The 24,080-nt window shown below is 60.3% G+C and carries 19 protein-coding genes; 10 read left to right on the top strand and 9 right to left on the bottom strand.

Going from position 1 to position 24,080, the window contains the following annotated elements; genetic code table 11:
• The first annotated feature begins 75 nt into the window (after positions 1-75).
• The 3 genes from ABH945_RS30055 to ABH945_RS30045 are packed head-to-tail and all read left to right on the top strand — an operon-like array spanning position 76 to position 5,894.
• A complete protein-coding gene (locus tag ABH945_RS30055; protein WP_429253058.1) occupies positions 76-3,297 on the top strand; it encodes an efflux RND transporter permease subunit in 3,222 nt (1,073 codons plus the stop codon).
• The gene (locus tag ABH945_RS30050; RefSeq protein ID WP_429253057.1) at positions 3,284-4,486 is read left to right on the top strand and encodes an efflux RND transporter periplasmic adaptor subunit; all 1,203 of its coding nucleotides are present in this window, start codon (positions 3,284-3,286) and stop codon (positions 4,484-4,486) included. Before ABH945_RS30055 ends, ABH945_RS30050 begins: the two co-directional genes overlap by 14 nt.
• Positions 4,479-5,894, top strand: a complete 1,416-nt coding sequence (locus tag ABH945_RS30045; RefSeq protein ID WP_429253056.1) for an efflux transporter outer membrane subunit — start codon at positions 4,479-4,481, stop codon at positions 5,892-5,894. The genes ABH945_RS30050 and ABH945_RS30045 overlap by 8 nt, the downstream gene beginning before the upstream one ends.
• A 147-nt stretch (positions 5,895-6,041) precedes the next feature.
• Here the strand turns inward: ABH945_RS30045 and ABH945_RS30040 are convergent, their stop codons facing one another.
• From ABH945_RS30040 to ABH945_RS30020, 5 genes are all read right to left on the bottom strand, one after another.
• Positions 6,042-6,791: a putative quinol monooxygenase gene (locus ABH945_RS30040; protein WP_429253055.1), complete on the bottom strand. Its 750-nt coding sequence runs from the start codon at positions 6,789-6,791 to the stop codon at positions 6,042-6,044.
• A gap of 275 nt (positions 6,792-7,066) precedes the next feature.
• Positions 7,067-7,954: an amidohydrolase family protein gene (locus tag ABH945_RS30035; RefSeq protein WP_429253171.1), complete on the bottom strand. Its 888-nt coding sequence runs from the start codon at positions 7,952-7,954 to the stop codon at positions 7,067-7,069.
• Positions 7,955-8,044: 90 nt separating this feature from the next.
• Complete coding sequence (locus ABH945_RS30030) at positions 8,045-9,067, bottom strand: substrate-binding domain-containing protein (protein ID WP_429253054.1); 1,023 nt, start codon at positions 9,065-9,067, stop codon at positions 8,045-8,047.
• A gap of 37 nt (positions 9,068-9,104) precedes the next feature.
• Positions 9,105-10,100, bottom strand: a complete 996-nt coding sequence (locus ABH945_RS30025; RefSeq protein WP_074773514.1) for an ABC transporter permease — start codon at positions 10,098-10,100, stop codon at positions 9,105-9,107.
• Positions 10,101-10,173: 73 nt separating this feature from the next.
• The gene (locus ABH945_RS30020; protein ID WP_429253053.1) at positions 10,174-11,715 is read right to left on the bottom strand and encodes an ATP-binding cassette domain-containing protein; all 1,542 of its coding nucleotides are present in this window, start codon (positions 11,713-11,715) and stop codon (positions 10,174-10,176) included.
• A 318-nt stretch (positions 11,716-12,033) separates the two neighbouring features.
• Between ABH945_RS30020 and ABH945_RS30015 the strand changes: the two genes are divergently transcribed.
• From ABH945_RS30015 to ABH945_RS29995, 5 genes are all read left to right on the top strand, one after another.
• Positions 12,034-12,936, top strand: a complete 903-nt coding sequence (locus ABH945_RS30015) for a LysR substrate-binding domain-containing protein (RefSeq protein WP_074772672.1) — start codon at positions 12,034-12,036, stop codon at positions 12,934-12,936.
• Positions 12,937-13,073: 137 nt separating this feature from the next.
• On the top strand, positions 13,074-13,823 hold the full coding sequence (locus tag ABH945_RS30010; RefSeq protein WP_074772675.1) for an SDR family NAD(P)-dependent oxidoreductase: 750 nt from the start codon (positions 13,074-13,076) through the stop codon (positions 13,821-13,823).
• A gap of 188 nt (positions 13,824-14,011) precedes the next feature.
• Positions 14,012-15,340 carry an MFS transporter gene (locus tag ABH945_RS30005; RefSeq protein ID WP_429253052.1) on the top strand — a complete coding sequence of 443 codons (1,329 nt, stop codon included), beginning with the start codon at positions 14,012-14,014 and terminating at the stop codon, positions 15,338-15,340.
• A gap of 37 nt (positions 15,341-15,377) precedes the next feature.
• Positions 15,378-16,235 (top strand): transketolase, encoded by an 858-nt coding sequence (locus tag ABH945_RS30000; RefSeq protein ID WP_074772681.1) that lies wholly within the window; start codon positions 15,378-15,380, stop codon positions 16,233-16,235.
• Entirely contained in the window at positions 16,232-17,245 is a 1,014-nt protein-coding gene (locus ABH945_RS29995) for a transketolase family protein (protein WP_074772684.1), read from the top strand. The genes ABH945_RS30000 and ABH945_RS29995 overlap by 4 nt, the downstream gene beginning before the upstream one ends.
• Positions 17,246-17,354: 109 nt before the next feature.
• Here the strand turns inward: ABH945_RS29995 and ABH945_RS29990 are convergent, their stop codons facing one another.
• On the bottom strand, positions 17,355-18,440 hold the full coding sequence (locus ABH945_RS29990; protein ID WP_429253051.1) for a porin: 1,086 nt from the start codon (positions 18,438-18,440) through the stop codon (positions 17,355-17,357).
• A gap of 602 nt (positions 18,441-19,042) precedes the next feature.
• Complete coding sequence (metE, locus tag ABH945_RS29985) at positions 19,043-21,334, bottom strand: 5-methyltetrahydropteroyltriglutamate--homocysteine S-methyltransferase (protein WP_429253050.1); 2,292 nt, start codon at positions 21,332-21,334, stop codon at positions 19,043-19,045.
• Positions 21,335-21,447: 113 nt separating this feature from the next.
• Between metE and ABH945_RS29980 the strand changes: the two genes are divergently transcribed.
• A complete protein-coding gene (locus ABH945_RS29980; protein ID WP_429253049.1) occupies positions 21,448-22,356 on the top strand; it encodes a LysR family transcriptional regulator in 909 nt (302 codons plus the stop codon).
• Positions 22,357-22,385: 29 nt separating this feature from the next.
• Here ABH945_RS29980 and ABH945_RS29975 read toward each other — a convergent pair whose 3' ends face one another.
• Complete coding sequence (locus tag ABH945_RS29975; protein WP_429253048.1) at positions 22,386-22,571, bottom strand: DUF2798 domain-containing protein; 186 nt, start codon at positions 22,569-22,571, stop codon at positions 22,386-22,388.
• 211 nt (positions 22,572-22,782) lie between these two features.
• Between ABH945_RS29975 and ABH945_RS29970 the strand changes: the two genes are divergently transcribed.
• The gene (locus ABH945_RS29970; protein ID WP_429253047.1) at positions 22,783-23,733 is read left to right on the top strand and encodes a LysR family transcriptional regulator; all 951 of its coding nucleotides are present in this window, start codon (positions 22,783-22,785) and stop codon (positions 23,731-23,733) included.
• Positions 23,734-23,794: 61 nt separating this feature from the next.
• Here the strand turns inward: ABH945_RS29970 and ABH945_RS29965 are convergent, their stop codons facing one another.
• Positions 23,795-23,989 (bottom strand): hypothetical protein, encoded by a 195-nt coding sequence (locus ABH945_RS29965; RefSeq protein WP_429253046.1) that lies wholly within the window; start codon positions 23,987-23,989, stop codon positions 23,795-23,797.
• Between the last annotated feature and the right edge of the window lie 91 nt (positions 23,990-24,080).

The raw sequence follows: 24,080 nt of genomic DNA, 5'->3' as shown, positions 1-24,080 counted from the left end.
TCCTGGATCGGCCTTCACTGATCGGGGAACGAGGTCCGTGTTCTGGCGGACTTCACTGACCGGAGCTCGTATTCGATGTTAAGGCTTGTCCGTCTCGCGCTATCGAAGCCGCACACGTTTGTGGTTATGGCGCTGCTTATCCTGATCGTCGGGCCGCTCGCCGCAATGCGAACGCCGACCGATATCTTTCCCGACATCCGCATACCGGTGATCAGCGTCGTGTGGCAATACACGGGCCTGCAACCGGGCGATATGTCCGGGCGCATCGTGACCTACTACGAGCGCTCGATCGGCACGACCGTCAACGATGTCCAGCATATCGAGTCGCAGTCGTACCGCAGCTACGGCATCGTCAAGATCTTCTTCCAGCCGTCGGTGGATATTCGCACCGCCACGGCCCAGGTCACGTCGATCTCGCAGACGGTGCTCAAGCAGATGCCGCCCGGCACCACCGCGCCGCTGATTCTGAACTACAACGCGTCGACGGTTCCCGTGCTGCAGATCGCGTTGATGAGCGATCGTCTCGACGAGCAGAAGCTCGCCGATTACGCGACCAACATCATTCGTCCGCAACTGTTGAGCGTGGCGGGTGTGGCGATTCCGACGCCCTACGGCGGCAAGACACGTCAGGTGCAGATCGATCTGAATCCGGCCGAACTGGTCGCGCATGGTTTGTCGGCGGAAGACGTTGCGACCGCTCTCGCGCGGCAGAATCAGATCATCCCGGCCGGCACGCAGAAAATCGGCGACTTCGAATACAACGTGCACCTGAACAACAGCCCGTTGTCGATCGACGCATTGAACCGCCTGCCGATTAAATCCGTCAGTGGCACCACGGTGCTGATGCGCGATGTCGCGCACGTGCGCGACGGCTTCGGCCCGCAGGGCAACATCGTGCGAGTCGACGGACACCGCGCGGTATTGATGAGCGTGCTGAAAAGCGGCTCCGCTTCGACACTCGATATCGTCAGCGGTATCAAGGATCTGCTGCCTGGCATCAAGGCCACATTGCCGCCAGGTTTGAAGCTCGTCGTGATGGGCGACCAGTCGGTATTCGTGAAGGGCGCGGTGACGGGCGTGGCGCGCGAAGGCGTGATTGCGGCAGCGCTGACCTCGTTGATGATTCTGCTGTTCCTCGGCAGCTGGCGTTCGACGCTCATCATCGCGACTTCGATTCCGCTCGCGGTGCTGGCGGCGATTGCCGGACTCGCCGCGCTCGGCGAAACGCTGAACGTGATGACGCTGGGCGGCCTCGCGCTCGCCGTCGGCATTCTGGTCGACGACGCGACCGTCACCATCGAGAACATCAACTGGCATCTGGAGCAAGGCAAGAACGTGCGCGACGCGATTCTCGACGGCGCGGCGCAGATCGTGACGCCCGCATTCGTGTCGCTGCTGTGTATCTGCATCGTATTCGTGCCGATGCTGCTGCTCGACGGTGTCGCGCGATTCCTGTTCGTGCCGATGGCCGAGGCCGTGATTCTGGCGATGGTGTCGTCGTTCATTCTGTCGCGAACGCTGGTGCCGACGCTGGCCATGGCGCTGTTGAAGCCGCATGCGCATCTGCAGGATGGTCACGACAGCGAGCACATGGCGGTGTCGGATCATCCGCTGGCGCGATTTCAGCGAGGCTTCGAAGCGTCGTTCGAGAAGTTGCGCGCGGGGTATTCGCGACTGTTGCATCTGGCGGTGGCGAATCCGCTGCGCTTTGCAGCGGGCTTTATCGTCGTGACGCTGGTGTCGTTCGCGACTTTGCCGTGGCTGGGCATGAACTTCTTCCCCGATATCGATGCGGGCGAAATCGCGCTGCATGTGCGTGCGCCGGTCGGCACGCGGGTCGAACAGGTCGCGGCATTGCTCGATCGTGTGGAGGGCAGCGTGCGCCAGGTGATTCCGCCTGCCGCCGTGGACAGCATCATCGACAACATCGGCTTGCCGGGCAGCGGTATCAATCTCGCATATAGCAACAGCGGCACGATCGGCCCGCAGGACGGCGACGTGCTGATCGGCCTGACCGGCAAGCACGCACCCACCGCGAGCTACGTGAAGACCTTGCGCGAACGCTTGCCCGCGATCTATCCCGGCGTGACGTTCTCGTTCCTGCCCGCCGACATCGTCAGTCAGATTCTGAATTTCGGTGCACCGGCTCCTATCGATATCCAGGTGTCGGGCACCAACGAAGCCGGTAATCGCCGCTACATCGAGGCACTTTTGCAACGCGTGCAGCACGTGCCGGGCATTGCCGATGCGCGTATCCAGCAAGCGTTCGACTATCCGCAACTGAGCGTGAACGTCGACCGCATTCTCGCGGACCAGCTCGGCGTGACCGAGCAGGACATCTCGAATGCGACGGTCGCGAACCTGTCGGGCACCTCGCAGGTCGCGCCTACTTTCTGGCTCGATCCGCGCAATGGCGTGTCGTATCCGATCGTCGCGCAGACGCCGCAATACCGGATGACCACGCTCGATTCGCTGCGCACGATGCCTGTCAGCGGCACCGGCGGCGCGCAGCTGCTCGGCGCACTCGCGACGATTCACCGTGGCGTGACCAGCGCAGTGGTGTCGCACTACAACATCATGCCGCTGGTCGAGATTTACGCGACGCCGCAAGGCCGCGATCTGGGCGGCGTCACCGACGACATCGGCGAAATCGTGAGGCAGATGCAGCCGCAACTGCCGGTCGGCTCGCACGTGACGATTCGCGGCCAGGTGCAGACCATGCACAGCGCGTTCGCGGGCCTGCTGCTCGGCCTGGCCGGTGCGGTGCTGCTGATCTATCTGCTGATCGTCGTCAACTTCCAGTCGTGGCTCGACGCCGTCGTGATCGTCTCGGGCCTGCCCGCTGCATTGGCGGGCATCGCGTGGATGCTGTTCGTTACGCACACGAGTATCAGCGTCCCGGCGCTGACCGGCGCGATTCTATGCATGGGCGTCGCGACTGCGAACAGCATTCTGGTCGTCAGCTTCGCGCGCGAGCGGCTGGTGGCGACGCAGGACTCCGTCAAGGCCGCATTGGAAGCAGGCTTCACCCGCTTCCGTCCGGTATTGATGACGGCGCTCGCGATGATCATCGGCATGGCGCCGATGGCGCTCGGTCTCGGCGACGGCGGCGAGCAGAACGCGCCGTTGGGACGCGCGGTGATCGGCGGCTTGATCTGCGCGACGATGGCCACGCTGATGTTCGTGCCCGTGGTGTTCAGCTTCGTGCATCGACGCAAGACTGCGGATAGCGCCGCGAGTAGCCATGACCAAAAAGACGACGTGACTGTCAACGAGGAAAACCATGTCAACCAATGAGATCCGAGCTTCATCCGACGACGGCACGGCAAAGCGTCTGCGTCGTCTGCGTATTGCCGGCGTGATTGCGGTGCTGCTGGCAGTCGGCGTCTATGCCGAAGGGGTGTCGAGCCGGCTTCATACCGACCACAGCCTGACCGCCTGGACCAATGCGCAAGCCGTGCCGTCGGTGCGCGTGCTGTTGCCCGTCGCGGAAACCGGCGGCGCGGGTTTCGATCTGCCGGGCAGGCTCGAAGCGCATGACGACGCGTCGATTCATGCGCGCGTGTCAGGCTATATGAAAGCGTGGTACGTCGATATTGGCGCGAAGGTCAAGCAAGGTCAGAAACTCGCGACAATCGATACGCCCGAGCTGGATCAACAACTGGCGCAGGCGCAGGCCGATCTCGCTCGCGAGAAGGCCGACCTCGCGCTCGCGACGAGCACGTCAGGACGCTGGTCGGCGATGCTGAAGCAGGACTCCGTCTCGCAACAGGCCGCCGACGAGAAGAGTTCGGAACTCGCCGTCAAACGCGCCGATTACGCGGCGGGTGAAGCGAACGTTCGTCGCCTGCAGGCACTCGAATCGTTCCGCACGCTGACCGCGCCGTTCGACGGCATCGTGACCGCGCGTCACGCCGATATCGGCGCGCTGGTGAGTGCGGGCGATACGGGCGGCCCGGAACTGTTTTCGGTCGCATCGACCGCGCAATTGCGGCTTTACGTGCGCTTGCCGCAAGACTACGCGGGACGGATCGTGCCGGGCATGCATGTGACTTTTGACGTGCCGGAGCGGGCCGGGAAGTCGTTCGACGCAACCGTGGCGTCGAGCAACGACGACGTCGACGCGCAATCCGGCACGCTGCTGGTGCAACTGAACGCGGACAATCGCGACGGTGCGTTGATTCCAGGCGAATACGCGCAGGTGCATTTCACGTTGCCTGCGGCAGCGGGTAACGTGCGTGTGCCGGCCAGCGCGTTGCTGTTTCGCGGCAGTCATCCGCAACTGGCGGTGGTCGATGCAAACGGCCGTGTCGCATTGCGCGACATCGTGATCGGCACCGACTACGGCACGGCGCTCGATATTGCCAGCGGCGTGCAGCATGGCGACCGTGTGATCGACAATCCGCCCGATTCGATCGTGGCGGGCGAAGCAGTGAAGATCGTCGAGTCGAAGGATGCAGGCAATGGGAGTCAGGGTCATGCATAGGGTGCTTCGCATGACGGCGTGCGCGATGGCGGCCACGCTCGCCGCGTGTTCGTTCGCGCCGGTTTATCACGCGCCGGCGTTGCCGCAGGTTGCCGCGTTCAAGGAGGCGCCCACGCCGTCCGGTGTCTGGCACTACGCGCAATGGCCGGCGAAAGTGCGTCACGACGAATGGTGGAGAGCATTCGGCGATCCCACTCTCGACCGTTTCGAAACGCAGCTTGTGAAGGACAATCCGCAACTGGCTGCTGCGGTGGCGCGGCACGACCAGTCCAGCGCCGACCTCGATACTGCGCGCTCGGGGCTGTTTCCATCGTTGACGCTCGAGGTGGATAGCGAGCAGAACCGTCAGTCGGACTATCGTCCGCTGCGCGGTTCTGGGCAACCTGCCACGTATGGGTCGCACACGGCTTCAATCGGCGTGTCGTATGAGCTGGATCTGTGGGGCAAGGTGCGCAACGAAGTGCGCGCCGGGGCCGCGCAGCAGGCGGCGAGCGCGGACGATCTTGCTGCCGTTAAATTGCTGCTGCAAGCCGATCTGGCAAACGCCTATTTCGACACGCGCGGGCTCGACGAACAGGCCGATCTGTTGACGCGCACCCAGGTCGCCGATGCGAAAGCGTTGAAGCTCACCGAGAACCGTCACGCAGGCGGTATTTCGTCGGAACTGGACGTGTACCGCGCTCGCACCGAACTCGAAAACGTCGCCGCCGATCAGGCCCGCGTGCGTCGCGCACGGGCTGCTGCCGAACATGCGCTGGCGACGCTGGCAGGCGTACCGGCATCGCTGTTTACGCTTCCTGTTGCCCAGACGTCGGCGACGGTGCCTGATGTGCCTGCGGGCGTACCGTCCGAGTTGCTGCAACGGCGGCCCGATATCGCCGCTGCGGAGCAACGGGCTGTCGCGGCCAATTACGCAATCGGTGTGGCGCGCGCCGCGTGGTTCCCCGATATCTCGCTGGGCCTGGCGGGCGGCTTCCAGTCCGACGATCCGGGTAACTGGCTGAGTGCGCCTGCGTCGTTCTGGTCGCTCGGTCCCGAACTGGCGGTCGATCTTTTCGATGGCGGCCGACGCAACGCAATGGACCATCGCGCTCGTGCGGTCTTCGACGAACGTAGTGCCGATTATCGGCAGGTGGCGCTCCAGGCGTTTCGCGAGGTCGAGGATCAACTGGCGAACGTGCGCGAGTTGCGCAGCGAGGCGCAGCACGAAAGCGCCGCCGCCGACGATGCGCAGGGCGCGCTTACGCTCGCTACCGGGCAGTATCGCGATGGCGCGGTGAGCTATCTCGATGTGGTCGCCGCGCAGACGTCGGCGCTCGACGCTCAGCGTTCGCTGATTCAGGCGCGCACGGGGCAGTTGCTGGCGGCGGTGAATCTGATCCGTGCGTTGGGCGGCGGGTGGGATTGACCGCGTTCGACGCGTACATGCTGATGTGGCACGCGCGCGTCGATAGTCGGGAAATCGTGGAGCGGAATGTCGTGCGACTATCCACTCCTGCTCGCTGCTTTGCAGTACTGCTTCGAGCTTATTCCGCGATGTAGTGATGACGGCCTGTTAGCCGTTGGTGATGTCCTTGAGCAGGACCCGTCCATTCATCATCGGCGCGGCAAGCGTGAGCGCATAGTCCGCGCGAATGGTGCCGATGATCGGTCGTTTCAGATTTGCCTGATGAGTGGCGTCGCTGGTCCAGCGCTCCAGTTGCACCATCGAATCAGCATGCCCCGTGTCCTCAAAGACATCGAATGAGATATTGCCGGGCGCGGCGCGAAAGGTCGGTGTCACATTGGCTATGTCAGTGCGGAACTGCTTTTCTGCGGCGCTTTTCACGCTCAGGAATACCAGTACATTGCTGGTCTGATTCGCGTGGGTCATCTCTTTGGGCTGGGAGTCGTCGCCGGGGCTAACCGGTGCAATGCGCATGTGACTGATCGGACCGTCCAGATCGTCCTGTGCCGCCTTGTGCATCGCGAGCAGTGCAGGCTGCTGCATATGCACTTTATACGCGGCTTCGGTGCTCCATTGTTCTAGTACATAGAGCGTCGACGGAGTCGATAGCGATTGAAATATCGTGAACGAAATATTGCCCGGCGCATGACGCGCATCTGCCGCGTTCTGACGCAAGACAGTTTCGAACGGCTTCAGCGCAGATGATTTGACGTGCAGCGTAGAGAGATTTTCGTACGGCGGCGGGGTGTCGGCCGGTGCGGCCGATGCCGTCGTAAAAGGAATCAGAGTCAGCGGGACGATGCTCGCGACGAGTGCCAACTTCTGTCTGGCGGCGATGAACGGCTTGTAGTTGGACATGAAGATCCCTTGGTAGCGGTTGGTCCTTCATGCCGGAGAGTCAGGCGTGATCCTAATTCTTGTGTCGCGAAGAACGCCATGCGCCGACGCTCCGGCAAGTGATGCCGTAGAAGAATACGCATAGCGTTTGCGGGAAAAACTGGCGGAAAGATGAAGGATTCTTCATCTTTAGACGGCCACAGGCCATGCTCTTTATGCGGCCGCCAGAAGGTGGCCGTCACGCGCGATAGCGGACCAGTGTCAACCGCCAACCAGATCTTTGCTCACGCTCAATCTCACAGACGATACACACGTTCCGCGTTGTCATGAAACAGCGCCTGCCGTTCAAGCACTGAGAAATCGGCGGTAATTTCCTTGAATGCATCGAATACCGCGTCATAACTGCTAAAGAGTTTATCGACCGGAAAATTGCTCGCGAACATACAGCGGTTTGCACCAAACGCCTCGATCGCGTGAAGCACGAACGGGCGAATACTCGATACCGTCCACTTCCAGTCGCCCATTCCCAGACCCGAAATTTTGCAGAACACGTTTTCCGCTGATGCGAGCAACGTCATGCCCTTTTTCCATCCGTCGATCTCTTCCGGCGAGCGGTCGACCGGCATGCCGGTGTGGTTGAGCACCATCGGCGTGTCAGGGAACTGCCGGGCGAGGGCGAGCGCTTCTTCCATCTGCGTGTAGTAAAGCTGCAGGTCAAATGACAGATCGAACTGCTTCAGCAATGCATAGCCGCGACGCCATTGCGGATCACTCATCAAATGAGGGCTGTCGATGAACGTCTTGACCGGATCGCGATGGAAGTTAAGGCACTGGCGGATGCCGCGCACGTTCGCATACTGGCAATGCTCTTCAATCACCGATTGAACATTCGGCGACGCCAGATCGGCAAATGCAACGATACCGTGCGGATAGCCGTGCACATCGGCCACGCTCTGCAACCATCGCGTCTCCGCGACCGGGTCGTTGTGATCGTATTCGACCTGGAGGTGCACGGTTTTCACGACATTCTGGTGGCGAATATCAGCCAGAAAATCGTCTATCAGATAGTCCCGGCGAATCGCGGAGTAATCGCCGAATACGCGTTTCAGCATGGGTCCCTGTAGCCACGGATAGTTGCCGTGCTCAAGGTCGAATAGATGATGATGCGGGTCGATGATAGGCAGGTTGTCCACGTCGTCTCCTCATAGGCAATGCTGATGAGCCTGCGCCGCTCGTTGCTGCGCGAGCGGCGTTGCGTCTCTCCGATAAAGTTCTCAGTAGCTGCCGGCCGACGGCGGATAGACCCGTTTGACGGTTGCCTGAGCTTCGGGATGATCGATTGTCTCCTTCGTCACGAGCGGCTCCTTGAGTGCCAATTGCTGGGTCGTCGGCTTATGGTTCAACGCGTTGTACACCTGGGTGGTTGCATCGATTCCCTGTCCGACGGCCTCCTGCAGGAAAATGCCCTGAATCGTGCCGTCTCGCAACAGCTTGATCGTAGTGGGGCTGCCGTCGGCTGTGACGACCGCCACCTTGCCGACAATCCCACGCGTTTGCAGCGCTTTGGCAGCACCGGTTGCGGCTTCGTCGTACATGCCATAAATCGCCTTCACATCGGGATGCGCGGTGAGTACGTCGTTAGCCTGCTGCACCGCCTCGTTGACGGTCAGGCCGTGCGTTTCCAGTACCTGAACGAGATCGCAACCGTCGGCCTTGAATGACTCCTGCGCGCCTTTCATGTACTTCTGCGCGTTCTCGCGATCCTGCGGCAGCGAAAGCATCGCAACCTTGTTGCTGCCACGGTCCTTCGCAAGTTTGCACACGTAAGTGCCCTGTGCTTTACCCGTATCGTAATTGTTGGCGGTCACTGCCGACGTAAAGTCGGTTTCTCCCGCTTGCGGTCCGATACCGGTGAAAGCGATCGGCACCGATTTGCTCTTCAGCAGACGAAGCACAGGCGGCGTGCTGGTCGAACTGACTGGGCCCATCACGATGGCAGTGACGCCACGCGTCATCGCGGTACGCACGTTGTCCATCTGTTTGGCCGGCGAGTTCTCCGAGGTGAATTCGACGTAGTCCATGCCGAGTTCTTTTGCTCTTTGCTTGACACCGTAGGCGACCCATTGCCAGTAAGAAATATCGAGCGACGGCGCAATATAGGCGACAGTCTGCTTGTCCGCAGCGACAACCGGCTGCGATGCTATTACCGGGAGAAGCACCAGTATCGAGGCCGCGAGTGCACGTTTGAGCGGACGGAGGGGCGCATTATCGAGCGTGTTTGAATTGTCCTTGAACATGATCTGTCTCCTTGACGATTGTCTGATTGACCCGCTGTTAGCGCCGGGCCTTGGTAGCGCGGTCGACCAGAACCGCAATGAGAATGACAACGCCCGTCACCGTGCCTTGCCAGAAACTGTTGACGCCGATCAGGTTCGCGCCGTTCTGAATGATCGTGATCATCAGCGCGCCGAGCATCGCGCCGACCGCTGACCCGGTGCCTCCAAACAGGCTCGCGCCACCGATCACGACTGCTGCTATTGCCTGCAACATCAGGCTGGAACCCGCGGTCGCTTCCGCATTGCTGATGTACGACACACTGACGATGCTCGCAAACGACGCCAGCAATCCGGACATCAGATAAGCGCCCAATCTGACGCGATTCACCGGAATCCCGATGACGCGCGCTGACGAACTGCTGCTGCCGATTGCGTATAGCCAACGCCCCGCGACAACTTTTCGCAAACAGAATTCGATTGCGATCAGCAGTAACACGCACCACAGCGCGTAATTAGGCAGACCCGGAATCAGCGTGCCGGAATCGAGCAGCCAGTAGTCGGGATTCGAAATAGGCAGTGAGTGGCCATCGGTGACGATGAACGAAAGGCTGCCCGCGATTGCATAAGTACTCAACGTTACGACGAACGGCGCGAGTCCGACGAAAGTGACCAGCGCGCCGTTGATGGCGCCGATCAGCACACCGACCGACAATCCCGCGACACTGCTCGCAATCGCACCGTAGCCGTGCGACATCGCAAGTCCCGTCACCATGCCGGTCAGCGAAAACACCGAGCCGACCGAAAGATCGATACCGCCCGTGATGATGACGAGCAGAACGCCAAAGGACATGATGACGAGCGGGGCGGCCGCCTGCGTCACGTTCGAGATGTTCCCACCGGACAGCGCGGCCGGCACGATCATGCCGACAGCGAGTTCGATCACGATGATCGCGATGGCAATCGCAATTTCAGAGCGATATGTCGACAACAATCGACGGCCTGCACCGGAACGTTGCAAACGCTGCTCCGCGATGGGATGCGTAACTGATTTCATAAGTGTCTCCTGATCGATCTTTCCTGCACGTCCGCCGGTCGATATGACGACCTGTTTCGCGACATACATCCGCCTATGCCGCCATGCCGGTAGACGTAGCGAGTTGGGTTTCGTTGACGCTGGTGTGACGCAATACGTCAGTGGGTTTGCCGTCCAGATCGAATGCGAGCACCGTGTCGCACAGTTCGACAAGCTCGACGTATTCGGTAGACCACCAGATGATCGTCGTACCCTGCTGGGCCATTTTTCGGATCAACGCGTAGATTTCGCGTTTGGTTCGGATATCGACGCCGCGTGTGGGTTCTTCAAGAACGAGAAGCTTCGGGCGTAGCAGCAGCCAGCGGGCGATCAGCAGCTTTTGCTGCGTACCGCCGCTGAGCGTCGCGGGCAAATCCCATAGTGATCCCGCGCGTATTTTTAGCGCGTCGAGCAGTTGGGTGGCTTGCTCGACCTCTGCGTGTCTGACGATGCCGCGCCGGCTCACCACGCGTGCCGCAGCGACGAGGTTGTCGACGATCGGCAGCGTGGCAAGCACACCCTTGTTCGAGCGATCTCCCGATACGAAGCCGACGCCGTCGCGTGCGCCCGCGCATGGATGCGGATAGTTGATGCGTTTGCCGTCGCGCGTGATGTTCCAGGCGTCGACTGGTGCAATGCCTGTCAATGCATCGATCAGCGATGAAGGTCCCAGCGGCGCACCGGCAAGTCCAATGATCGATCCGGCACTCACATCGACCGATATGCCGTCGCGCTCGATGCGAAGCGTGCCAGCATTTCGCTGTGATGGTTGACTGCCCGCATGATCCGCGACATTCGCGGGCTGGGCGATTTCCGTCGTGACGGCGATGTTCGCGGCCGCCTCGTCGATGACGATGCTTTGTCCCATGCACTCGACAATTTCGCGGTCCGTGATCGCATCGATTGCAGCACGATCGACGGCGGTTTTGCCATCGCGAATAATCGTGCACACGTCTGCGATCTGCCGTATCTCACGCATGCGGTGCGAAACGAACAGAACAGCGAGACCGGTATCGGCAATCAGACGGCGTATCACGGCGAACAGACGTGTCGTCTCGGCGGCGGTGAGATTCGCGGTCGGCTCGTCGAGTAATAGCAGCTTTGCGCCCGACCCCAATGCGCGAGCGATCTCAACCAGTTGGCGCTCGTGCAAGGTCAGGTCGCCAACCAGACGGCCTGCGGATACCTGCGCGAATTGCGCGTCGATTAGCGACAGCGCTTCGATCGCAATGGTCATCGAAGCACGTTCGCTATAACGCGCGGTCCCGCGCCGCAGTCGCGGCATCGCAATGTTCTCGGCCACTGTCAGGTGCGGCAACAGCGCGAGTTCCTGATTGACGACCGCGAGCGAGCCGTCCGCAACATGCGAACTCGCCGACGCGCCGATGTCCTGTCCGTCGAATTCGAGCGTGCCGCCGTCGCGATCGAACTGCCCTGAAATGATCTTGATTAGCGTCGATTTTCCCGCTCCGTTTCCGCCCAGAAAAGCATGCACCTCACCGGGCGCAATCGAAATATCGAAGCCGTTCAACACGCTCGTAGGACCGAAGCGTTTGACTATCGAACGTGCGGCTAATAAATAGCGAGGTTGATCCATCTCCTGTCTCCTTGCGGCGAACTATCGGAACGAATACGGCGCGGCTCGACGCAATGCGTGAACGTTGGACCGGAAGGGGAGACAGATGGAGTGAGGACGAATCGGGTGGCCGATGATAAATCGCGCTTCCGGGAGGAAAGTCGGATAATTCATTGCTGTCTCCTGCGCGGTTGCTGCACTGCGCAACGTATGCTTATGATTGGCCGCGTCATTCGCGTATGAACACGCGTGGTTCTGCGAGGCTTGTAGACAGAATGGCAGTACGGAACACTTGCGAACAAGGCGGTTTCATTCAACTTCGTCTGAAAAAAATTCACTATGCGCATTCCACCGGTCAAGGCCATCGTCGCGTTCGAAAGCGTGGCCCGAACGAAGAGCGTCAACCGTGCGGCCGAGGAACTCGGCCTGACCGCGTCGGCGGTGAGTCACCAGATCAGCAATCTCGAATCGATCATCGGCCAGTCGCTGTTCTATCGATCCGGCCGTGGACTCGTGCTGACGCCTACGGGCGAGCGTTATCTGTCCGACGTGACGGGCTCGCTGGCCGATCTGAGCCGCGCCACGGAGCGCGCGTCGAGCCGTTCGGACGTCGACATACTGCGGGTGCATTCGAGCCCGAGCTTCGGTCTGATGTGGCTGCTGCCGCGCCTCGCGTCGTTTCACGAATCGAATGGCGACATCCAGTTGAACCTCGCGTGTTCCTATGAAGATGTGTCGTTTACCAGCGGCTATTACGACGTCGATCTGCGTCATGGCTATGCAAACTGGAGCGACCTCGAAGTTAAAACGCTGCGCAACGAGTTCATTGCGCCGCTGGCTTCGCCGAAATATCTCGCTCAGCATCCCGTGAATTCGCCTGAAGATCTTTTGCAACACAGGCTCATCTATTCGGAAACGCCGCACGTTCAATGGAAGCAATGGTTTGGGCGAGCCGGCGTGTCGGCGGCACACAAAACGTTTGATTTCTCGTTCGACCGCTCTTACATGTCGCTGGAGACGGCTGCCCTCGGTTTCGGCATTGCGCTCGAAAGTCTGATGCTGGCGTCGGTGAGAGTGCGTGAAGGCGTGCTCGTGCCGGTCTTCGACAACACCCATGCCGTCGAGGTTGGCGCGCATCACCTTGTTTACCCGAGGCAGCATGCAGAGTTGCCGCGAGTCGAGCGTTTCGTCGCGTGGATCGAACGCGAAATTGCACTTGAATCCCGCACTCTGCGTGAGTGAGCCCGATCATTGCGCCAGGGTTTTCCTGTACCCGGGCTCATCTGAATTTTTCTCAATGACGATTGAGCCGTAGTGCGTTGATCGCAGCCGCCCCGAGTTAGACACTCTGTCCATCAAATCAAACTCAGGAGACAGAGATGTTGCTCGACAACAAAGTGGTGATCGTAACGGGTGCTGCATCGCAGCGAGGCATCGGCAAAGCGACGGCCAGGGCGCTGGTTGCGCAGGGCGCCAAGGTCGTGATTCTCGATCTCCGCGAAGAAGAGGCAAAAAATGCCGCAGCGGATCTGGGGGACGGTCATCTCGGACTCGCGTGCGACGTGACCGACAAAGCGGCCTGCGTCGCTGCCGCGCGTGCGACGCTCGAGAAGTATGGCCGTATCGACGGACTGATCAATAACGCGGGCATTACCCAACCGGTTCGCACACTGGACATTTCCGCGGAGAACTTCGACGCCATCATGGACGTCAATCTGCGTGGCACGCTCTATATGAGCCAGGCAGTCTTGCCGGTGATGAAAGAGCAGACCAGCGGCAGCATCGTGTGCATGTCGTCCGTTTCCGCGCAACGCGGCGGCGGCATTTTCGGTGGCCCGCATTACAGCGCCGCGAAAGCAGGCGTGCTGGGTTTGGCGCGTGCGATGGCACGCGAATTTGGTCCCAACAACATTCGGGTCAACTCGATCACGCCCGGACTTATCCAGACCGACATCACCGGCGGCAAGCTGACGACCGAAATGCGGGCGGACATCATCAAGGGCATTCCGCTCAGCCGTCTCGGGGACGCCGCCGATGTCGCGAATGCGTGTCTGTTCCTCGTGAGCGACCTGTCCACGTATCTCACGGGCATCACGCTGGATGTGAATGGCGGCATGCTGATCCATTGACGCCGACGCCGGCAATAAGCCGGTTGATTCGCGTACTCAAGAAAAACTTGGGACGCGTTGCAAGACATGGTGAGGACCATCTTGCATGAGATTGACGTTATCGCTTGAACGGTCAGTCGGATTCGCTGCATTAGCGCTGACTCCGATTCCGCACGCAAAGCGCTAACGTCGATCCACAGGAGACAGGCATGAAATCGAAGTTCACTGCTTCGCCCGTGGTGGGCGATATGACGCCGCATGTCGAGTCCGCGACTTTCGAAGCGCGGACCTACGCGAAGGTCGTGCGTCGGCTGATTCCGTTTCTCATGTTGTGCTATCTCGGCGCGTATCTCGACCGCGTGAATGTGGGGTTCGCGAAGCTGCAGATGCTGAGCGACCTGCATTTCAGCGAGACCGTGTACGGCATGGGCGCGGGCATTTTCTTCCTCGGCTATTTTCTGTTCGAAGTACCGAGTAACCTCATCCTGCATCGCGTGGGCGCACGCAGATGGCTTGCGCGAATCATGCTGACATGGGCCGTGATCTCCGCGAGTTTCATTTTCGTGAAGACACCCACTGCGTTTTATTGCCTGCGCTTTCTGCTCGGCGTGGCGGAAGCGGGTTTCGCGCCCGGCGTCATTCTCTATCTCACCTACTGGTTTCCATCGACCCGCCGCGCCAAAGCCCTGTCGATGTTCTTCATGGCTATTCCGTTTGCGGGAATTATCGGCGGCCCGCTTTCTGGCTGGATCATGCACTCGCTGGCAGGCGTGATGTCGATGCAAGGGTGGAAGTGGTTGTTCGTGCTCGAAGCCGTACCTTCGCTCGTGCTCGGCATCGCGATCCTGCTCTATCTCGACGACGGCATCGCCAAAGCGAAGTGGCTGAGCGAGTCCGAAAAGGCACTGCTTGCACGCAACGTCGCGGCCGACGCGAAGCATACGGTCGCGCATATTTCGATCCGCGCGTTTATCGGTGATCGCCGTTTGTGGCTGATGGCCGGGATCTACTTCTGCGTCGTGCTCGGACAATACGGCCTGACGTTCTGGCTACCCACCATCATTCGCAAATCCGGTGTGGCAGACCCGTTGTGGGTCGGTATCTTCACGGCAATTCCATACCTGTGCGCAATCGTCGTGCTGCCGCTGATCGGCATGAGCGCGGATCGCCAACGCGAACGCCGCTGGCATCTCGCTGTGCCGATGCTGATCGCGGCAGGCGGCTTCGCGACCTTGCCTTTGCTCGGCAGCGTCAGCGCGTCGATCATCTGCCTGAGCATTGCATCAGCGGGAATTCTCGCGTCGTCGTCGCAATTCTGGTCGCTGCCTACCGCGGTGCTTGGCGGCATGTCGGCGGCGGCGGGCATCGCAGCGGTCAACTGCTTCGCCAATCTGGCCGGATTCTTCTCGCCGGCGATTGTCGGCTGGCTGAACGACCTCACCGGCAAATCGACTGCCGGACTCATCTTTATCTCGACCGCCGTGACGATCGGCGCATTGCTCGTCTTCCTCGTGCCCGCGAAAGTGGTCAACCGCTGAGCACGCTGCACTTTTCTCAATGAACACTGGAGCCATGATGGACACCGACACCATTGATGCGACCACCGCGCTCGCCAACTCCGCCTACCGGATCCGCCGCTTCGCGCTGCGGATGGGCGAAGTCCAGGGGCAGGGTTATATCGGCCAGGCGCTCGGCTACGCGGACATTCTCGCCGCCGCGTATTGCCACGCGCTGACCTTCCGCGCCGATGAACCCGAGTGGGAAGGGCGCGACCGCTTTCTGCTGTCGCACGGCCACTACGCGATTGCGTTTTACGCTGCGTTGCTGGAAGCGAAGATCATCCCGGAAGACGAGTTGGAAACCTACGGATCGGACGACAGCCGTCTGCCCATGTCGGGCATGGCCGCCTACACGCCGGGTATGGAAATCTCGGGCGGCTCGCTGGGGCAAGGCCTGACGATCGCGGTCGGCATGGCGCTCGGCTTGCGTCTGAAGAACAATCCGGCGTTCGTCTACAACTCGATGTCTGATGGCGAACTGGATGAAGGCGCAACGTGGGAGGCCGCGATGTCGGCCGCTCACCACAAGCTCGGCAACCTGATCGCGATTGTCGACGTCAATCGCCAGCAGGCCGACGGCGTATCGCACGAGATTCTCGGTTTCGAGCCGCTCGCCGACAAGTGGGCGTCGTTCGGCTGGCACGTCGAACGCGTGGACGGCAACGATCTGGCTGCTGTGGTTCAGGCGTTCGATCGCTGCCGCAATCTCGCCGATGCGAAGCCGCGCGTGATTCTCGCGGACACGCTGATGGGCAAGGGTGTGCCGTTTCTCGAAACGCGCGAGAAAAACCACTTTATCCGCGTCGAGCAGGACGAGTGGCAACACGCCATCGACGTGCTCGACCAACTGCATGCGAAAGGAGCCGGAGCATGAGCAACGTCATCGACAAACCTGCCGAGAACAAGCCTCGCCTGACGACCTCGGCGATGATCGCGTCGATTGCCAGCGAAGGCCAGCGCACTCAACCTGCGCCGTTCGGTCACGCACTCGCAGCCGAAGCGCGCAAGCGTCAGAACATCGTCGGCATGACTGCCGATCTGTCGAAATACACGGACCTGCACGTCTTTTCGCAGGAACATCCGCAGCGGTTCTTCCAGATGGGAATGGCCGAGCAACTGTTGATGGGCGCAGCGGGCGGCATGGCGAAGGAAGGCTTTATCCCGTTCGCCACGACCTACGCCGTGTTCGCGACGCGTCGTGCTTATGACTTCATCCACCAGGTGATCGCCGAAGAAAACCTCAACGTGAAGATTTGCGCCGCGCTGCCGGGCTTGACGACGGGCTACGGTCCGAGCCACCAGGCGACCGAAGACATCGCGATGATGCGCGGCATCCCCGGGCTCACGATTGTCGATCCGTGCGATGCGCTCGACACCGAGCAGGCAGTGAGTGCAATTGCCGCGCACAATGGGCCGGTTTATATGCGGCTATTGCGCGGCAAGGTGCCAGTGGTGCTTGACGAATACGACTACACGTTCGAACTCGGCAAGGCGAAGCTGCTGCGCGACGGCCGCGACGTGCTGATTGTGTCGACCGGCCTCATGACGATGCGCGCGCTCGAAGCCGCCAAGCTGCTCGACGACGGTTCGGCGAGCGTGGCCGTGCTGCACGTACCCACCATCAAGCCGCTCGACGAAGCGACGATTATCGAGCAATGCGCGAGGCCGGGGCGGCTCGTGATCGTCGCGGAGAACCATAGCGTGGTCGGCGGCCTCGGCGAAGCCGTGGCGAGCACGCTGATGCGCGCGCGGGTTTCGCCCGAGTTCCGCCAGGTCGCGTTGCCGGATCAGTTCCTCGATGCCGGTGCGTTGCCGACGCTGCACGACCGCTATGGCATCTCGAGTTCGGTGATGGCAGCGCAAATCAGGACGTGGCTCGGCTGACCCATTCAGGAGACGCAACGCAAACCGTGCTGACAATGAAAAACCGCCCGCATCTCACGATGCGGGCGGTTTTCGCTGAACGTCGCGCCTGACGGGTCAGGCCGCCCGATCAGAAAATATTGCGCAGACCGATGGCAACACCCGTCTGATTGTTGCGACCCGGGTAGTCCGCCACGAACGCGCCGCTGCCGCGGGTGAAGTCGACCGTGCCGTACACTTCGGTCCGCTTCGACAGCGAGTACTCGGCGAGGATCGTAGCCGAATAGTTGACACCGGTGCCGAGCGTGCCGTCGACGTTCGCTGCGTTACGCGCGTGATCGTAGTAGCCGGCCAGCGTCAGAGCCAGCGGCGAGGTGACCTGCCAGGTCGAGCCGACGTAGAAGCTGTCGTCGATCCGGTTCGGGCTCACGTGGGCCAGCGCGGGAGCGCCGGACTGCTGCATGTCGACGTCGGTCAAGCCCGTGTTGTCCTGTGCGTGCAGCCAGCCGCCCAGCAGCTTCAGCGACGGCGTCACCGCGTAGACCGCGCCGACGTTGAACAGGTTGAACTTCTTGCCCGACACATCGTTCTGCTGGAAGCCGACGACAGCCGACAGATTGCCGAGATCGTACGACGCGGTGAAGCCGTACATGCTGTTCTCGCCGGTGCTGCCTGCCACGCCGCCGAATCCATACATGCCGCTCAGATGCAGGCCGCCGAACTGATTGGTGTACTTTACCGAGCTGTTGGTGAACAGGAACGGGCCGATGCCGTTATAGATCCAGCTGTCCTGCCAGAAGTCGCCGACCGTCATCGGGTCGTAGGTGTTGCCCATGGCCTCGAAGAACGGCGTTTGCTGACGACCCAAGGTCAACGTTCCGTATTGCTGGTTCGACAGACCGACGTAAGCATTACGTTGGAACAGTTGATTGTTGCTGTTGTCGAGCTTGCCCGACCACAACTGGAACTGATTTTCGAGCTTGAAGATCGCCGACGTACCGCCGCCCAGATCTTCAGAGCCTTTCAAGCCGAAACGGCTCGGCGTTTCGACGCCTTCGCCCATTGCAACCTGAGCGTCGTTATTGGCGTTTGCGTTGGTCAGGTAACGCACGCTGGTATCGACCAGACCGTACAGCGTGACCGAGCTTTGTGCGAACGCGGATTGGGTGGCAAGGGCGAGCAGAGCGGCGCCGATTGCCGCAGTCGTTTTTTTCATGGCAGTAGCGATATTTTTTATAGAAGCCGTCGGTGAGAAATGCTCCCCGTCGCGGCGGTAACTAAAGGTGATGCGCCGAGTCAGGTCCGCGCAATGGTGCGAATGATATTTCCAGAAACAAAAGCGCAGTAATAAATTGGGCTAGGCGTCGTCTGATCGCAACAGGTATTGACTAATCGGATGCGGGGTAGAAGCGGGGGGGCGGCGCGGCTGCTGTGCCTGCGTACGAATAGAAGAGCGCGCGACCCGTTCGACTGGTTTGAAAGGAGCGGACCGTGGTCGTAGGAGATCAATTGCGTAGCGGGATGGACATAGCGATTGATAGTCTTACGCTTGAGAAAGGCAATCCTTTCTCTTTGCCGCTTCATGGCGAGAGTTGAAAGCAGGTTGTAGTTTCGATGCGCACTACTCGTCGTAGTACGCCGGTCGCGCTCGAATACCCGCTGGGCTGGATCACGCTAATGCTCGATGAAATCGGCGGCGATCCACTTCTTAAAACAGGCAACTGTGACGACTAAAGATGAAACGGCCGCCAGGAGGCGGCCGTCATTCGCGACTCTCGATCAGGCATCAATCGTTTGCCGGTTTATATTCGAGTGAGATCAGGCAGCCGAGCGCAAAGTTCTGGCCGCAGCGACCATATTGGTCAGCGCCGGAATCACTTCAGCCCACGCACGCGTCTTCAAACCGCAATCCGGATTCACCCACAGACGCTCCGCCGGAATCCGCTCAGCTGCCTTCTTCATCAATTGAACGATGTGTTCCTCACTCGGGATATTCGGCGAATGAATGTCGTACACGCCAGGGCCGATCTCGTTCGGATAGTTGAAGTTGTCGAATGCGTCGAGTAGTTCCATGTCCGAACGCGATGTTTCGATCGTGATCACGTCCGCGTCCATATCGGCGATCGACGCGATGATGTCGTTGAACTCCGAATAGCACATGTGAGTGTGAATCTGCGTCTCGTCCTGCACGCCGTTTGCGGTGATACGGAACGATTCGACCGCCCATCGCAGGTACTCATTCCATCGCGTGCGGCGCAGCGGGAGTCCTTCACGCAGTGCGGCTTCGTCGATCTGAATCACACGTACACCGGCCTTTTCCAGATCGAGTACTTCTTCGCGGATTGCCAGCGCGAGTTGGTAGCACGACACCGAACGCGGCTGGTCATCGCGCACGAACGACCAGTTCAGGATCGTGACAGGGCCGGTCAACATGCCCTTCATCGGCTTGACGGTTTGCGATTGCGCGTACCGGGTCCATTCGACGGTCATCGCTTTCGGGCGACTGATATCACCGAACAGAATCGGCGGCTTCACGCAGCGTGAGCCATACGACTGGACCCAGCCGAACTGGCTGAACGCATAGCCGTCGAGTTGCTCGCCGAAGTATTCGACCATGTCGTTGCGTTCCGCTTCGCCATGCACGAGCACGTCCAGACCGAGCGCTTCCTGCTCTTGCACCGCGCGTTTGATCTCGCGTTCCATCGCTGTTCGATAGCTGGACTGATCGAGTTCGCCCGCCTTGAACTGGCTGCGCGCGTGGCGGATTTCGCTGGTCTGCGGGAACGAGCCGATTGTCGTAGTCGGGAACGCGGGCAGCGTGAGAAGCGCTGCCTGTTTTTCTGCACGCTGTGTGTACGCGCTGACGCGTTTGCCGAGTGCTGCGTCGATCCGCGCAATCGCTGCTTTGACGGCCGGGTTGTGTACACGCGGTGACGCGCGGCGGCTTGCAATCGCCGCCGCGTTCGCTTCAAGCGCGGCGGCGACACAGGCACGGCCATTGTTCAGCGCACCGGCGAGCGTCTTCAGTTCGTCGAGCTTTTGCAGCGCGAATGCCAGCCACGATCTGATTTCAGCATCGAGTTTCTGTTCGCTATCCAGATCGACGGGCGTATGCAGCAACGAGCACGACGGCGCGATCCACAGTCGGTTGCCAAGCGACCCATGTAGCGGCTCAAGCCATTCCAGCGCGGCCGTCAGATCGGTCTTCCAGATGTTCCGGCCATTGACGACACCAACCGACACCACCGACAGATCAGGCAGATGCGCGACGACCCTGGCGACTTCATCGCGCGCATTGATCGCGTCGATATGAATGCCGTCAACAGGCAGTTTGCATGCGAGTTCGAGATTGTCCTGAAGCGGGCCGAAGTATGTTGCCAGCAGCAGTTTGATGCGGCGCGTCGACAGCGCCTCATAGGCCCTGGCGAAAGCCTGGCGCCATGCCGGGTCGAGTTCGGTGACGAGCGCCGGTTCGTCGATCTGCACCCACTCGATACCCTGCGCGGTGAAATAGTCGAGCAATGCCGCATACACGGGCAACAGGCGCGGCAGCAGATCGAGCTTGTCGGAGCCGTCTTTCGACTTGCCGAGCCACAGATACGTCACCGGTCCGATGATCACGGGCTTCGCGTTGACACCGTTCTCACGAGCTTGCGAAAGTTGTTGCAGCAGGCGCGACGGGTCGAGCGAGAATTGCGTTTTCGCGTCGAACTCAGGGACGATGTAGTGGTAGTTCGTGTCGAACCACTTCGTCATTTCACCGGCCGCCACGCCGCCGCAGCAGGCGTCGTGATCGTCTGTGCCGTGAGCCGAACGGCCGCGCGCCACGCGGAAGTAATTGTCCAGCGTATCGCCGTGAAAATCGCGCACGCGCTCCGGCAGATTGCCGAGCGTGAAGCTCATGTCCAGCACCTGGTCATAGAACGCAAAGTCGCCGACAGGGGCGAAGTCGAGCGCTGCCTGGTCGTTCCAGTGACGCTCGCGAAGCTGCGCGCCGACGGCTTTCAACTCGTCACGCGACGACTCGCCCTTCCAGTATTTCTCGAGTGCAAACTTCAGTTCGCGTTTAGCGCCGATGCGCGGAAAACCCAGATTATGTGTGGTGACCATTTTTTGTGCGCCGTCCAAAGAAAACAAACTGGAGGCGATGATAGAATTTTACTTGCATGAATAAAAATGGATTTATTTCATGCATCGATCAATTCTGTTCATGTGAGACCGTGATGCTGGAGCGTAGTCATCTGATGGTTATCAGGGAGGTGGAGCGGCAGGGCTCGCTCACCGCCGCCGCCGACAAGCTGCACCTGACTCAATCGGCGTTGAGTCATACCGTGAAGAAGCTGGAGCAGCAGTTGGGCACGGCTGTGTGCGCGCGTGAGGGACGCTCGCTCAGACTCACGCAGGCCGGACAGTATCTGCTTGGCCTCGCGAACCGGATGTTGCCGCAATTCGAACTGGCGGAAGAGCGTATGAAGCAGTACGCGCAAGGTGAGCGGGGCACGCTGCGAATCGGCATGGAGTGTCACCCGTGCTATCAATGGCTGCTCAAGGTCGTGTCGCCCTATCTTGCCAGCTGGCCTGATGTCGATGTCGACGTGAAGCAGCGGTTCCAGTTCGGCGGCATTGGCGCGTTGTTCGGCTATGACATCGACGTGCTCGTCACGCCTGATCCGTTGAAAAAGACAGGGCTGACATTTCAGCCGGTGTTCGATTATGAGCAGGTGCTGGTTGTCGCCGACGCGCACCCGCTTGCGGGCGAACCCTACATCACGCCCGATCAGCTTGCTTCGGAGGTGCTGATTACGTATCCCGTCGAAACCGATCGGCTCGACGTCTACACGCAGTTTCTGACGCCCGCCAACGTTGTACCGAGGCGCCACAAGGTGATCGAAACGACCGACATCATGTTGCAGATGGTCGCGAGCGGGCGCGGCGTGGCGGCACTGCCGCGCTGGCTGGCAGAGGAATACGCGGGATGGATGCCGCTTACGCCGTTGCGGCTCGGCAAGAAGGGCATCGCCAAACAGATCTTCCTTGGAACACGCGAGTCGGACGACTCGATCGACTACCTCCAGGCATTTGTCGCGTCGGCGCGCAAAGCGGATTGGGCGGAACCGAGGTTTCGCGCTTAAGGACGTCTCGACGCTACGCGCGGAGTTCATCAGTGCGGATGCACCGTCCACGCAACGAGCCGGGCGACTATCGGACGCACGATCAGCACGCAGACAAACGCCGCAGGCATTGCCACACGATATGCATTCGTCACATTTTCCATGTAATGCCCATCTATACCGAATTCCGCGACGGTGATCACGAGACACATGAGAAACGCCATAATGGTCGCCATGTAAAGCGCGAAGACATAGGGCGTGGCCGCCGTTGGAAAGCGAATACGGCGACTGTATGTCGTTTTTGATGGCATGGATTGAACCTCGTTAGTGCTGACTGGTTAAGAGAGGGCCAGCGTAGCAAGCCGGCAGACAAGTCGGTAGCGCTCTGATGCTTGATTCATTCTTAAGTAAAATTTACGAAATGGACGACAGAAGCAACGAGGGGCAATGGACATTCTGGGCTTGATCAACGGCTTCATTCGTGTCGTGGAGACCGGCAGCATTGCAGCGGCTGCACGCGCGCAGGGTGTGAGCGCCGCCGCCGTCAGTCAGGGCATAGCGCGGCTCGAAACGCACGTGGGCGTGCGTCTGCTTTCGCGAACCACGCGCAGCATGGCGCTCACCGAAAGCGGCGCACGGTACTACGCGAAGGTGCGCCATATTCCGGGCGATATCGATCTCGCGTCGCAGGCGGCAACTCTGGAAGCGTCGCCGAAAGGGCGGTTGTGTGTGGCTACGACGGCGGCGTTCGGCCGCCACGTTCTTGCGCCGCTGATGCCGGCATTCAAGGCCGCATATCCGCGCATAGACATTGAACTCATCGGCACCGATAGGCCCGTCGATCATCGGCTGGAAGGTATCGACGTAAGCATTCGTATATCCGCGCAACTCGATGATCGACTGGTCGCGCGGCGGATTGCGTCGCGCCCGTTTGTGTTCTGCGCGTCGCCCGCGTATCTCGAACGCGCGGGCGTGCCGCGCTCTCCTGAGGATCTGAAAGACCACGCGTGCGTGGTGTTTCGATATCCGACCGATGGTCGCTTTCTGCCGTGGGGATTCGTGCGGAACGGCCTGCGCTTCGACGCGCAAGTGAATCCGGCCTTCGTTTGTGACGACATCGACATGCTCGCGCAGATCGCGGCGAACGGCGGCGGTATCGCACGGCTCGCGAGTTTCGTCGCGCAACCGCTGATCGACAGCGGACGATTGGTGCCGTTGTTCAGACAGGATGGACGCAATAAGGCTTATGCCGAACCTGAGCCGATGGACCTCTACGCATGCGTCGCCGAGCGGTCGGCGTTGAATGCGCGCGTGCGCGCGTTTATTGGCTTTATCGAGCAGGCGTTGGAAAGTCAGGCGAGCGCCCGGCCCGGGGCGGTGATGAGTTTGACGATCTGATTAGCGGCCGTTTTTTGGTGTTTTGAAGTGGCAGAGCCTCGCACTCAAAACATGGCCTGCCTTATTTCAACGGAAGCGAAAATATTTCGTTCGTATTCTCGATACAACGAATGAAAAATTCAGCAGGCCGCGTCAATATCGCGCCTTCCCGCAGCATCAATTGCAACTTCACGTGCTTTGAAATATCGATGAAGTCGAGTTGATGAAACTGTCCCGTCGTATTGACGAGTTCGAGTGTGTGCGAGGTCCACAACATGACCGTATCGATTGAAATTGCGAGGCTGTAAAGCAGCGATTGCGATGTGCACCGCGTAATACGGCGTGGCGCGGGCAAGCCGTGCTCGCTG

Source organism: Paraburkholderia sp. GAS333 (assembly GCF_050435665.1).
Classification (GTDB): Bacteria; Pseudomonadota; Gammaproteobacteria; order Burkholderiales; family Burkholderiaceae; genus Paraburkholderia; species Paraburkholderia fungorum_A.
This window is presented reverse-complemented; position numbering and strand designations above follow the sequence as displayed.